Below are 13,163 nucleotides of genomic sequence, written 5' to 3'. Positions count from 1 at the left end.
CGGCAAGCCTTTTTCTTTTCAAGATGCTTTGCAATAGAGAACACCCATGACTGAGCCACTGCGCATCGTCTTTGCCGGCACCCCGGAATTCGCCGCCGAACACCTCAAGGCCCTGCTCGACAGCCCTTACGAGATCGTCGCGGTCTACACCCAACCGGATCGCCCGGCTGGTCGTGGGCAAAAATTGATGCCGAGCCCGGTCAAGCAGTTGGCCCTGGAAAACAACATCCCGGTGTTGCAGCCCCCGACCCTGCGCAATGAAGATGCTCAGGCTGAACTGGCCGCATTGAAGCCGGACTTGATGGTGGTGGTCGCCTACGGCCTGATCCTGCCGCAAGTGGTGCTGGATATTCCGCGCCTGGGTTGCATCAACAGTCACGCCTCGCTGCTGCCACGCTGGCGCGGTGCGGCGCCGATCCAGCGCGCCGTGCAAGCAGGTGACGCCGAAAGCGGCGTGACCGTGATGCGCATGGAAGCCGGTCTCGACACCGGGCCGATGTTGCTCAAAGTCACCACGCCAATCAGCGCCGAAGACACGGGCGGCAGCCTCCACGATCGCCTGGCGGAAATGGGCCCACCGGCCGTGATCCAGGCCATTGCCGGTCTCGCCGCAGGCTCGCTGGAAGGGGAAGTGCAGGACGACAGCCTCGCCACCTACGCGCACAAATTGAACAAGGACGAAGCGCGTATCGACTGGACTCGCCCGGCAGTTGAGCTGGAACGTCTGGTCCGCGCCTTCAATCCATGGCCGATCACTCACAGCACCTTGAACGGCGAAGCCCTGAAAGTGCTGGCCGCGACCCTCGCCGAAGGCAAAGGCACGCCGGGTGAAATCATCAGCGCCAGCAAGGACGGCCTGATCGTCGCGTGCGGCGAGCAGGCCTTGTGCCTGACCCGACTGCAATTGCCCGGCGGCAAGGCGCTGAACTTCAGCGACCTGTTCAACAGCCGTCGCGAGAAATTCGCTACAGGTATCGTCCTCGGCCAAGCGGCGGACGCTCAATGAATCCGCGTCTGGCCGCCGCCAAGGCACTCGCCGCTGTCCTGAACGGAAAAGCCTCGCTCAACAGTTCGCTACCGACACAAATGGACAAGGTCGAGGACCGTGATCGCGGCTTCACCCAGGACCTGGCGTTCGGCACCGCACGCTGGCAGCCGCGCTTGTCGGCCCTGGCGGCCAAGCTGCTGCAGAAGCCGTTCAAGGCAGCCGATGCAGATGTCGAAGCGTTGCTGTTGGTCGGTCTCTATCAATTGCTCTACACCCGCGTCCCGGCGCACGCCGCCATCGGTGAAACCGTCGGTTGCGCCGACAAGCTGAAAAAGCCTTGGGCCAAGGCTTTGCTCAACGCTGTGCTGCGTAATGCTCAACGCGAAAGCGAAACAATTTTCGCCGAGCTGGAACGTGATCCAGTGGTGCGCACTGCTCATCCACGCTGGTTGCAGAAATCCTTGAAGGCGTTCTGGCCAGAGCAATGGGAAGCCATTTGCGCAGCCAACAACGCGCATCCGCCGATGATTTTGCGGGTCAACCGTCGCCATCACAGCCGTGATGCCTACCTCGGTTTACTGACCGAAGCCGGTATTGCCGCGACGCCGTGCGTTTATAGCCGCGACGGCATCGTGCTCGAAGCCGCCACCGATGTGCGCGGCCTGCCGGGTTTCGCCGACGGCTGGATCAGCGTGCAGGACGAAGCCGCGCAACTGGCTGCCGATCTGCTCGACCTGGCCCCAGGTCAACGGGTGCTCGACGCCTGCTGCGCTCCGGGCGGCAAGACCTGCCACATCCTCGAGGCCGAGCCAAAGCTGGCTGGCGTCGTCGCGGTGGACCTGGAAGCCAAACGTCTGGTGCGAGTGCGGGAAAACCTCGAACGCTTGAAGCTCAGCGCCGAACTGATCGCCGCCGACGGTCGCGACACTCAGGCGTGGTGGGATGGCAAGCCGTTCCAGCGCATCCTGCTGGACGCGCCGTGTTCGGCGACCGGCGTGATTCGTCGTCACCCGGACATCAAACTGACCCGCCAACCCGACGACATCGCCGCGCTTGCGGTGCTGCAAGGTGAACTGCTGGACGCGATGTGGATAACGTTGGAGGTGGGCGGCATTCTGCTCTACGCCACCTGTTCCACTTTGCCGACCGAGAACACCGAAGTCATCGAAGCGTTCCTCGCCCGCACACCGGGCGCCCGTGAGCTGGACCTGGCCACCACGGCCGGGATCAAACAGCCCCATGGGCGTCAGTTGCTGGCCCAGGAAGGCGGGCACGACGGGTTCTACTACGCCAAGCTGATCAAGATCGCCGCCGCACGCGGTTAAACGGATTCAATGGAGTGACTGGATGAAAATCATCATCCTCGGAGCAGGACAGGTCGGCGGTTCGCTGGCGGAACACCTGGCGAGCGAAGCGAATGACATCACCGTGGTCGACACCGATGGCGAACGCCTGCGCGACCTCGGCGATCGCCTGGACATCCGCACGGTTCAGGGCCGCGGATCGTTCCCGACCGTGCTGCGTCAGGCCGGTGCCGACGACGCGGACATGCTGGTCGCCGTGACCAGCAGCGACGAAACCAACATGGTCGCCTGCCAGGTCGCCCATACCCTGTTCCACACCCCGACCAAAATCGCTCGGGTGCGCGAAGCCGCGTACCTGACCCGCGAAGAGCAACTGTTCCAGAACGAAGCGATTCCGGTCGACGTGCTGATCAGCCCGGAACAAGTGGTTACCAACTACATCAAGCGCCTGATCCAGCACCCTGGTGCCTTGCAGGTGATCGACTTCGCCGAAGGCAAGGCGCAACTGGTGGCGGTACGGGCTTACTACGGCGGGCCGCTGGTGGGCCAGCAACTGCGGCAGTTGCGCGAGCACATGCCGAACGTCGAAACCCGCGTCGCTGCGATTTTCCGTCGCGACCGGCCGATCCTGCCCCAGGGCGACACGGTCATCGAAGCGGACGACGAGGTTTTTTTCATCGCCGCCAAAGCGAACATTCGTGCCGTGATGAGTGAAATGCGCCGTCTCGACGAGACCTACAAACGCATCGTTATCGCCGGTGGCGGGCAGATTGGTGAACGCCTGGCCGAGGCCATCGAGAGCCGCTATCAGGTGAAAATCATCGAGATGAACCCGGCGCGTTGCCGACATCTTTCGGATCATCTCGACAGTACCGTGGTGTTGCAGGGCAGTGCCTCGGACCGCGACCTGCTGATGGAAGAGAACATCGCCGACGCGGATCTGTTCCTGGCCCTGACCAACGACGACGAAGCCAACATCATGTCATCGCTGCTGGCCAAGCGCCTGGGGGCGAAGAAGGTGATGACCATCATCAACAACCCGGCCTACGTCGACCTGATCCAGGGCGGCGACATCGACATCGCCATCAGCCCGCAACTGGCGACCATTGGCACCTTGCTGGCCCACGTTCGCCGTGGAGACATCGTCAGCGTGCACTCACTGCGCCGGGGGGCGGCAGAAGCCATCGAGGCGATCGCCCATGGCGATGTGAAATCGAGCAAGGTGATCGGCAAGGCCATCGAAAATATCGGTTTACCGCCAGGTACCACGATCGGCGCGATCATCCGCGACGAAGAAGTGATCATCGCCCACGATGACACCGTGATCGAGGCGGGTGACCATGTGATTCTGTTCCTTGTGGATAAAAAGCATATTCGCGATGTGGAGAAGCTGTTCCATGTGGGGTTGAGTTTCTTCTGATCCCTTAGACCGCCTTCGCTGGCAAGCCAGCTCCTACATAGAATCGCGCATAACCTGTGGGAGCTGGCTTGCCAGCGAAGGCGATTTCGAAAACGACAACCATTCGGAAACTCCTCCATGATCGAATCCCTGGAAAAAATGCTCGCCAAGGGTGTGGATAACGCATTGCTGCGCTTCGGCCTGGGCAAGGGTTATCTGGATCTAGGGGAGAACGCCAAGGCTGCTGAACATTTCCAGCGCTGCGTCGAGCTCGACCCGAAGTATTCAGCGGCCTGGAAACTACTGGGTAAAGCCCATCTGGCGCTGGCGGACCATGCAGCAGCGCGCCGAGCCTGGGAGCAAGGCCTTGAGGCCGCTCGCGCCCATGGCGACAAGCAGGCAGAAAAGGAAATGATGGTGTTCCTGAAGAAGCTCGAGCGTCAGGCGCACTGATCAGAGATAACGCAAACCGATGCCTTCGGCATCCACTTGCACCACTTCCATGCGCACCCGCGGCGCACCTGTGGGCAAGTCCTGCACCTGACCGTAAACCACCGCCCCCCGGGGCAGGGCCGACAGTTGCGGATGCTTGACGTAAACGCCGGTGGTCGACAGGTTGCGCGTCTGCCCCAGGCAATCGCCAAAGCTTTCGTGACTAATCTTGATTCGGAACGACTTGCGGTGTTCGGACATCTTCTGCGCCCTTGAATGAACGGTTGTGGATAACCCCGACGCCAGGCTATCCACAGATCATGCCAATCGACTCAATACCAACGCTCTTCGCCCGGCGGACGTTTCTTGAAGCGCTTCATGCTCCACATGTACTGGCTCGGATACGCCCCGACATAACGCTCGACCACTTTACTCATGGCCGCGCAGGATTCCTTCGTATCGGTGCTGTACATGGCCTCGGGCGCGGCTTCCAGGATCACTTTGTAGCCAGAACCGTCCGGCAGGCGCAATGCATGCAGGAACACACCGACCGCTTTGCCGCCGGCAAGCATGTTGGGCACAAATTTGCTGGTCAGCGCCTGGGTCGCGAAGAACGGTACAAAGATCCCGGCGGATTCGGACGGTTCCGGGTCAGCGGGAATCCCCACTGCACCACCTTTGCGCACTTCCTTGATGACGCTGAGGATGCCTTCCTTGGTGGAAGCAGCGACCTTGTTGCCCAGCTGTACCCGCTGCTTTTGCAGCAATTCATCCACCGCCTTCAACTTCGGTGGACGATAGAAAATGATCGGTTTGCACTGGCTGCAATAGAAGTGGTTCAGCACTTCCCAATTGCCCAGGTGGCTGGTGATGCCAACCACACCTTTGCCGGAGGCGAGGGCGTCCTTCAATATGTCGAGGCCTTCGACCTCGCGCACCAGGTCGATGGAGCGCTGGGCCGGCCAGATCCAGGCGCAGGCACTTTCGGTCAGTGACTTGCCGATATCTTTGAGGCTCTGACCGACGAGGCGCTCACGCTCTGCCGGGTCCATGTCCGGAAAACACTTGGACAGGTTGATCCGCACCACGTCACGGGAACGGTTCGGGATTTTCCACATCATCCAGCCAATCGCCGAGCCGACGGCCTGCACCGCTCGCCACGGAAGCAGGGCAAAGAGCCGCAGAGCGCCTACCAGCAAGGCGCCTTTAAACTTATCCACAGGTCACTCCTGATCTTGTGCTGTGTACGAGGCGGCCATTCTAACCGCCGTTCGCCAACAGCGCGTAGCGGTCACAATCGCGCGTGTGGTCCATGACCATGCCTGAGGCCTGCATCAGCGCGTAGCAGATGGTCGGCCCGACGAACGTGAAACCGGCTTTTTTCAGGCCCTTGCTCATCTCCACGGCGGATGGCGTAACGGCCGGAACTTCGCTGCGATCCTTGAAATGATTGATCACCGGCACACCACCGACGAACGACCAGAGAAACGCTACAGGGTCCTCCAGCGCCAGCCAGGCTTGGGCATTGCGCCGGGCCGCATTGAGTTTGAGGCGGTTGCGGATGATGCCCCGATCGAGCATCAGTTCGTCGATTTCCGCGTCGCTCATCTGCGCCACGCGCTGGACATCAAAACCGAACATGACCTGGCGATAATGCTCGCGTTTACGCAGCACAGTGATCCAGGAAAGGCCGGCCTGGAACCCTTCGAGCAAAAGCAACTCGAACAAACCCTGCGCATCGCGTAGCGGCGTGCCCCACTCCTGATCGTGATAAGCCATGTACAGCGGATCTTCGGAACACCAAAAGCAGCGTGGCATAAGGCTCCAGGGGGCGTGCGCAGCAACGAATCGGGTATACTCCCGCTCTTTAAATCGCAGCCCAAGAAACAGGTGAATTTCGTGAGCCAGCCTACGCCAGCCGTGCGTACCTTCCAAGACTTGATCCTCGCCCTCCAGCAATACTGGGCCGAGCAAGGTTGCGTGGTACTTCAGCCCTACGATATGGAAGTAGGCGCCGGCACTTTCCACACAGCAACATTTCTGCGCGCCATTGGCCCGGAAACCTGGAACGCCGCCTATGTGCAGCCTAGCCGTCGCCCGACCGACGGGCGCTACGGCGAAAACCCGAACCGTCTTCAACACTACTACCAGTTCCAGGTCGTTCTGAAGCCGAACCCGGACAACTTCCAGGAACTGTATCTGGGCTCGCTCAAGCACGTCGGCCTGGACCCGCTGGTCCACGACATCCGCTTCGTCGAAGACAACTGGGAATCGCCGACCCTCGGCGCCTGGGGTCTGGGCTGGGAAGTCTGGCTCAACGGCATGGAAGTAACCCAGTTCACCTACTTCCAGCAAGCGGGCGGCATCGAGTGCTACCCGGTGACCGGCGAGATCACCTACGGTCTTGAGCGTCTGGCCATGTACCTGCAAGGCGTGGACTCGGTCTACGACCTGGTCTGGGCTGACGGCCCAATGGGCAAAGTGACCTACGGCGATGTGTTCCACCAGAACGAAGTGGAGCAGTCGACCTACAACTTCGAACACGCCAACGTCGAGAAGCTGTTCGAACTGTTCGATTTCTACGAAAGCGAAGCCAAGCGCCTGATCGAACTCGACCAGCCGCTGCCGTTGCCGAGCTACGAAATGGTGTTGAAGGCTTCCCATACCTTCAACCTGCTGGATGCACGCCGGGCGATTTCCGTGACCGCGCGTCAGCAATACATCCTGCGTGTACGCACCCTGGCGCGTTCCGTTGCGCAAGCCTACCTGCTGGCTCGCGCCAAGCTGGGCTTCCCGATGGCGACCCCGGACCTGCGTGACGAAGTACTGGCCAAGCTGGAGGCTGCACAATGAGTGCTCTGGATTTTCTGGTTGAACTGGGCACTGAAGAACTGCCACCCAAAGCCTTGAACACCTTGGCCGAGGCGTTCCTCGCCGGTATCGACAAGGGCCTGCAAGCTGCCGGCCTGAACTACGAGACCAAAACCGTTTATGCCGCGCCGCGCCGTCTGGCCGTGCTGATCACCGCACTGGCCACCCAGCAGCCGGATCGCAGCATCAACCTCGATGGCCCGCCACGTCAGGCCGCGTTCGATGCTGAAGGCAACCCGACCCAAGCGGCACTGGGCTTTGCCAAGAAGTGCGGCGTCGACCTGAGCGAAATCGATCAGAGCGGCCCGAAACTGCGCTACAGCCAAAGCATCGCCGGCAAGCCGACCGCGAGCCTGCTGCCGACCATCGTCGAAGATTCGCTGAACGACTTGCCGATCCCGAAACGCATGCGTTGGGGTGCGCGCAAAGAAGAATTCGTGCGTCCGACCCAATGGCTGGTGATGCTGCTCGGCGACCAGGTCATCGACTGCACCATCCTGGCCCAGAAGGCTGGCCGTGATTCCCGTGGTCACCGCTTCCATCATCCACAAAACGTGCGCATCGGTTCGCCGTCCAGCTACCTGGCCGACCTGCGTGCCGCCTACGTGCTGGCCGACGCCAACGAGCGTCGCGAGATCATCAGCAAGCGCACCGAAGAGCTGGCCACCCGTCAGGAAGGCACGGCAATCGTTCCGCCAGCCCTGCTCGACGAAGTGACCGCACTGGTTGAATGGCCGGTGCCGCTGGTGTGCTCGTTCGAGGAACGTTTCCTCGACGTGCCACAAGAAGCCCTGATCACCACCATGCAGGACAACCAGAAGTATTTCTGCCTGCTGGATGCCGAAGGCAAGTTGCTGCCACGTTTCATTACCGTGGCCAACATCGAGAGCAAAGACCCGCAGCAGATCATCGCCGGTAACGAGAAAGTGGTTCGCCCACGCCTGACCGACGCCGAGTTCTTCTTCAAGCAAGACAAGAAGCAGAAACTCGAAGACTTCAACCTGCGCCTGCAGAACGTGGTGTTCCAGGAAAAACTCGGTAGCGTCTATGACAAGGCCGAGCGCGTTTCCAGGCTCGCTGCGTTCATCGCTCAGCGCATTGGTGGCAACGCTGCATGGGCTGCCCGCGCAGGCCTGCTGTCCAAGTGCGACCTGTCGACCGAGATGGTCGGCGAGTTCCCGGAGATGCAAGGTGTCGCCGGTTACTACTACGCCCTCAACGATGGCGAGCCGGAAGATGTCGCGCTGGCGCTGAACGAGCAGTACATGCCCCGCGGTGCCGGCGCTGAACTGCCTGCCACGCTGACAGGTGCGGCCGTGGCCATTGCCGACAAGCTCGACACCCTGGTCGGCATCTTCGGCATCGGCATGCTGCCAACCGGCAGCAAAGACCCGTACGCACTGCGCCGTGCTGCGTTGGGCGTACTGCGTATCCTGATCGAGAAGCAACTGGACCTGGATCTGAACGACGCCGTGGCTTTCGCCGTGAACGCGTTCGGTACCAAGGTCAAGGCTGCCGGCCTTAACGACTCGGTACTGGAGTTCATCTTCGACCGTCTGCGTGCCCGTTACGAAGACGAAGGCGTGGATGTCGCGACCTACCTGTCGGTTCGCGCCCTGAAGCCGGGTTCGGCCCTGGACTTCGACCAGCGCGTACAAGCGGTGCAGGCCTTCCGCAAATTGCCGGAAGCCGCTGCATTGGCCGCCGTGAACAAGCGTGTATCGAACTTGCTGAGCAAGGTTGAAGGCTCCGTCCCGACCGTCGTGGAAGCCAAGTACTTCGATAACGCCAACGAGTTCTCCCTGTATTCGGCGATCCAGCAGGCCGACCAGGCGGTTCAGCCGATGGCTGCGGCACGCCAGTACAGCGAATCGCTGGCACGCCTGGCCGCCTTGCGCGAGCCGGTGGATGCTTTCTTCGAAGCAGTGATGGTCAACGCCGAAGACGCCAACGTCCGCGCCAACCGTTATGCGTTGCTGGCGCGTCTGCGTGGGCTGTTCCTTGGCGTCGCCGACATTTCGCTGCTGGGTTGAGGGATTGCTGTTGAAACTGCTGATTCTCGATCGGGACGGAGTGATCAATTACGACTCCGACGCTTACATCAAGTCGGTAGAGGAGTGGATTCCACTCCCCGGTTCGATCGAAGCCATCGCGCAGTTGAGCAAGGCCGGCTGGACGGTAGCGGTCGCTACCAACCAGTCGGGCATTGCTCGAGGCTATTACGACCTTGCCACCCTCGATGCCATGCACGAGCGCTTGCGCGCTCTGGTGGCAGAGCAGGGTGGTGAAGTCGGGCTGATCGTCTATTGCCCCCACGGGCCGGATGAAGGCTGCGATTGCCGCAAGCCGAAACCCGGGATGCTGAAAACCATCGCCGGGCATTACAACGTGTCGCTGACCAATCTTTGGTTCGTCGGCGACAGCCTTGGTGACCTGGAAGCCGCCAAAGCCGTCGATTCACAGCCAGTTTTGGTAAAGACCGGAAAAGGCGTAAAGACTCAGGGCTTGACCCTACCGGTTGGCACATTGATTTTTGACGATCTGGCGGCGATTGCCGCAGAACTTATCCACAATTAGAGTGCTTCTGAAATGCCTGATAAAGGATTGATCAGGAGTGCGCTTTATACAGGCGGGCAATTCCCGCAACGGTAACCGTCACCATGTCGATATTGCAGGCGATCAGAACCTTCCTCTTTTACCTGCTGCTGGGCACCAGCTCTTTGCTGTGGTGCAGCCTGAGTTTCTTTATTGCGCCTTTTCTGCCTTTCAAGGCGCGTTATCGCTTCATCAACGTGTATTGGTGCCGGTGCGCACTGTGGCTGAGCAAAGTCTTTCTGGGCATCCGCTACGAAATCAAAGGCGCCGAGAATGTCCCTGAACAGCCCTGCGTAATTCAGTCGAACCACCAGAGCACGTGGGAAACGTTTTTTCTTTCCGCCTACTTCTCACCGTTAAGCCAAGTGCTCAAGCGTGAATTGCTCTACGTGCCCTTCTTTGGATGGGCCATGGCGATGCTACGGCCGATCGCCATCGACCGCGACAACCCGAAAGCCGCACTCAAACATGTGGCGAAGAAGGGCGATGAACTGCTCAAAGACAACGTCTGGGTACTGATTTTCCCTGAAGGCACACGCGTTCCTTTCGGCACTATCGGTAAATTCTCCCGGGGTGGCACCGCATTGGCGGTCAATGCCAATCTTCCCGTACTGCCGATAGCACACAATGCCGGAAAATTCTGGCCGAAAACCGGTTGGGCCAAGAAGCCGGGGGTGATCACCGTAATCATCGGCGTTCCGATGTACGCCGAAGGTAGCGGCCCGCGAGCGATTGCCGAATTGAACGACCGTGTTCAAGCCTGGAACGAGCAAATGCAGCGGGAAATGGGATCGCTTCCGCCGGTCTCACAAGCGCCGTCCCCTAACGACTCGTTGGCTGTCTGAGATTTGTGGATAACCTGTGCACCGTTTCTTTGAAAATGGTTACTTATTAGTTTTAACTGCATGTTTTCATTACATATTTTATAAAACTAAAAAAACGATGAATCCGTGCATAAGTTTTTTTCGGACGCAAAAAAACCGGCTGATATAGCCGGTTTTTTTATGCCCGAACGACGGTAACAATTCGGTCTTACACAGGGCTCGTAAATCAACGCTGCCACGAAACTATTCGAGGCCCATTGGCGAAAAAATGCAGGCATAAAAAAAGGCCAACGCAAATGCATTGGCCTTTTCGTTGGTGCCGACCCGGATCAGAAGTCCAGGTTGGAAACCGCCAGGGCGTTGCTTTCGATGAAGTCACGGCGAGGTTCGACCGCATCACCCATCAGAGTGTTGAAGATCTGGTCCGCGCCAATGGCGTCTTCGATGGTCACTTTGAGCATCCGGCGCTGTGCTGGGTCCATGGTGGTTTCCCACAGCTGATCCGGGTTCATCTCGCCCAGACCTTTGTATCGCTGGATGGTGTGACGCTTGGTGCTTTCAGCCATCAGCCATTCAAGGGCTTCCTTGAACTCGGTGACCGGCTTCTTGCGCTCGCCACGCTGGATGTACGCGCCATCGTCGAGCAGGGTGCTCAGCTGAGCACCCAGGGAAACGACCGTTTTATAGTCGTTGCTGCCAAAGAAGTCGCGGTTGAAGGTGACGTAGTTCGACAGGCCGTGGGAGATCAGTTCGACCTCAGGCAGCCAGACGTTACGTTCACGGTCTTCACGAAGGCTGGCTTTGTACACCAGACCGGACTTCTCGACAGTGCGCAAGCGAACTTCGTATTGAGCCAGCCAATCCTGCATCGCTGCATGATCAGACAGCTGATCCATGCTCACCGCTGGCAGGTAGATGAAGTGCTCGGTCAACTCCTGAGGGTACAGGCGCGAGAGTCGCTTGAGGGTCTTCATCACCAGACGGAAGTCATTCACCAGGCGCTCAAGCGCTTCACCGGAGATGCCAGGGGCTTCTTCGTTCAGGTGCAGGCTTGCATCTTCCAGAGCCGACTGCGTCATGTACTCTTCCATGGCGTCGTCGTCTTTGATGTATTGCTCTTGCTTGCCTTTCTTCACTTTGTACAACGGCGGCTGAGCGATGTAGATGTAGCCACGCTCAATCAGCTCCGGCAACTGACGGAAGAAGAAGGTCAGCAGCAGGGTACGGATGTGCGAACCGTCGACGTCAGCATCGGTCATGATGATGATGTTGTGATAGCGCAACTTGTCGATGTTGTACTCGTCACGGCCGATGCCACAACCCAGCGCGGTGATCAAAGTGCCCACTTCCTGCGAAGAGATCATCTTGTCGAAGCGCGCCTTCTCGACGTTGAGAATCTTGCCCTTGAGCGGCAGGATGGCCTGGGTGCGACGGTTACGTCCCTGCTTGGCGGAACCGCCAGCAGAGTCACCTTCCACGAGGTACAGTTCGGACAGGGCAGGGTCTTTTTCCTGGCAGTCAGCCAGTTTGCCCGGCAGGCCAGCGATATCCAGTGCGCCTTTACGACGTGTCATCTCACGGGCTTTGCGCGCGGCTTCACGCGCACGTGCCGCATCGATCATCTTGCCAACGACCAGTTTGGCTTCGTTCGGGTTTTCCAGCAGGAAGTCGGAGAAGTACTTACCCATTTCCTGTTCAACCGCGGTCTTCACTTCGGAAGACACAAGCTTGTCTTTGGTCTGGGAGCTGAACTTCGGATCCGGTACTTTCACCGAAATGATCGCGGTCAAGCCTTCGCGGGCATCGTCACCGGTGGTCGCGACTTTGTGTTTCTTCGCCAGACCTTCGGCTTCGATGTAGGTGTTCAGGTTACGCGTCAGAGCGGAACGGAAACCCACCAGGTGAGTACCGCCATCGCGCTGCGGAATGTTGTTGGTGAAGCACAACAGGTTCTCGTTGAAGCTGTCGTTCCACTGCAAGGCGATTTCCACGCCGATGCCGTCTTCACGCTGAATGTTGAAGTGGAACACCTGGTTGACCGCTGTCTTGTTGGTGTTCAGGTATTCAACAAACGCACGGAGGCCGCCTTCATACTTGAACAGCTCTTCCTTGCCGCTGCGTTCATCCTTCAGGACGATGCCGACACCGGAGTTAAGGAAGGACAATTCACGAATCCGCTTGGCCAGGATGTCCCAGCTGAAGTGGATGTTCTTGAAGGTTTCAGCCGAAGGCTTGAAGTGAATCTGAGTGCCTGTGGTTTCGCTCTCGCCAACGATTTTCATCGGCTCTTGCGGAACACCGTGGACGTATGTTTGTTCCCAGATCTTGCCGCTACGGCGAACAGTCAGGATCAGTTCTTTGGACAGTGCGTTCACTACCGACACACCTACACCGTGCAGGCCGCCGGAGACTTTATAGGAGTTGTCGTCGAACTTACCGCCGGCGTGCAGCACAGTCATGATGACCTCGGCTGCCGAAACGCCTTCTTCTTTATGAACGTCTACCGGGATGCCACGGCCGTTGTCACGAACGGTGATGGACTCATCCGGGTGGATGATGATGCTGATGTCGTCGCAATGGCCGGCGAGCGCTTCGTCGATCGAGTTATCGACCACCTCGAACACCATGTGGTGCAGACCGCTGCCATCATCGGTGTCGCCAATATACATACCGGGACGTTTGCGTACGGCATCCAGGCCTTTCAGCACTTTAATGCTCGTTGAGTCGTACGTATTTTCTTCGCTCAATGC

Annotated in this window: 12 protein-coding genes; 8 read left to right on the top strand and 4 right to left on the bottom strand. The window is 59.1% G+C overall.

What is annotated here, in order from left to right:
- The first annotated feature begins 46 nt into the window (after positions 1-46).
- The 4 genes from fmt (at position 47) to AD668_RS27150 (ending at position 4,144) form a co-directional block, all read left to right on the top strand.
- Positions 47-1,006, top strand: a complete 960-nt coding sequence (fmt, locus tag AD668_RS27165) for a methionyl-tRNA formyltransferase (RefSeq protein ID WP_053164088.1) — start codon at positions 47-49, stop codon at positions 1,004-1,006.
- The gene (rsmB, locus tag AD668_RS27160; protein WP_053164086.1) at positions 1,003-2,313 is read left to right on the top strand and encodes a 16S rRNA (cytosine(967)-C(5))-methyltransferase RsmB; all 1,311 of its coding nucleotides are present in this window, start codon (positions 1,003-1,005) and stop codon (positions 2,311-2,313) included. The genes fmt and rsmB overlap by 4 nt, the downstream gene beginning before the upstream one ends.
- Before the next feature lie 22 nt (positions 2,314-2,335).
- Positions 2,336-3,712, top strand: coding sequence for a Trk system potassium transporter TrkA (gene trkA, locus AD668_RS27155; RefSeq protein ID WP_053164084.1), 1,377 nt, complete (start codon positions 2,336-2,338; stop codon positions 3,710-3,712).
- A gap of 117 nt (positions 3,713-3,829) precedes the next feature.
- Complete coding sequence (locus AD668_RS27150; RefSeq protein WP_053164082.1) at positions 3,830-4,144, top strand: tetratricopeptide repeat protein; 315 nt, start codon at positions 3,830-3,832, stop codon at positions 4,142-4,144.
- Here the strand turns inward: AD668_RS27150 and AD668_RS27145 are convergent, their stop codons facing one another.
- From AD668_RS27145 to tag, 3 genes are all read right to left on the bottom strand, one after another.
- The gene (locus AD668_RS27145; protein ID WP_053164080.1) at positions 4,145-4,384 is read right to left on the bottom strand and encodes a PilZ domain-containing protein; all 240 of its coding nucleotides are present in this window, start codon (positions 4,382-4,384) and stop codon (positions 4,145-4,147) included.
- Between the two features lie 71 nt (positions 4,385-4,455).
- Positions 4,456-5,343: a lysophospholipid acyltransferase gene (locus AD668_RS27140; protein WP_053164079.1), complete on the bottom strand. Its 888-nt coding sequence runs from the start codon at positions 5,341-5,343 to the stop codon at positions 4,456-4,458.
- A gap of 40 nt (positions 5,344-5,383) precedes the next feature.
- The gene (gene tag / locus AD668_RS27135; protein ID WP_053164076.1) at positions 5,384-5,941 is read right to left on the bottom strand and encodes a DNA-3-methyladenine glycosylase I; all 558 of its coding nucleotides are present in this window, start codon (positions 5,939-5,941) and stop codon (positions 5,384-5,386) included.
- Positions 5,942-6,022: 81 nt separating this feature from the next.
- Between tag and glyQ the strand changes: the two genes are divergently transcribed.
- The 4 genes from glyQ (at position 6,023) to AD668_RS27115 (ending at position 10,434) form a co-directional block, all read left to right on the top strand.
- Entirely contained in the window at positions 6,023-6,976 is a 954-nt protein-coding gene (gene glyQ, locus AD668_RS27130; protein WP_008155694.1) for a glycine--tRNA ligase subunit alpha, read from the top strand.
- Positions 6,973-9,027, top strand: a complete 2,055-nt coding sequence (gene glyS, locus AD668_RS27125; protein WP_053164074.1) for a glycine--tRNA ligase subunit beta — start codon at positions 6,973-6,975, stop codon at positions 9,025-9,027. Before glyQ ends, glyS begins: the two co-directional genes overlap by 4 nt.
- A 4-nt stretch (positions 9,028-9,031) precedes the next feature.
- A complete protein-coding gene (gene gmhB / locus AD668_RS27120) occupies positions 9,032-9,571 on the top strand; it encodes a D-glycero-beta-D-manno-heptose 1,7-bisphosphate 7-phosphatase (RefSeq protein WP_172681868.1) in 540 nt (179 codons plus the stop codon).
- 83 nt (positions 9,572-9,654) lie between these two features.
- On the top strand, positions 9,655-10,434 hold the full coding sequence (locus AD668_RS27115; protein WP_053164071.1) for a 1-acyl-sn-glycerol-3-phosphate acyltransferase: 780 nt from the start codon (positions 9,655-9,657) through the stop codon (positions 10,432-10,434).
- 308 nt (positions 10,435-10,742) lie between these two features.
- Here the strand turns inward: AD668_RS27115 and gyrB are convergent, their stop codons facing one another.
- Positions 10,743-13,160 carry a DNA topoisomerase (ATP-hydrolyzing) subunit B gene (gyrB, locus tag AD668_RS27110; RefSeq protein ID WP_007948108.1) on the bottom strand — a complete coding sequence of 806 codons (2,418 nt, stop codon included), beginning with the start codon at positions 13,158-13,160 and terminating at the stop codon, positions 10,743-10,745.
- Positions 13,161-13,163: the final 3 nt, after the last annotated feature.

It is taken from the genome of Pseudomonas sp. P1.8 (assembly GCF_001269805.1).
Classification (GTDB): domain Bacteria; phylum Pseudomonadota; class Gammaproteobacteria; order Pseudomonadales; family Pseudomonadaceae; genus Aquipseudomonas.
The sequence above is the reverse complement of the archived record's forward strand: the minus strand, read 5'-3'. Positions and strand labels throughout refer to the sequence as shown.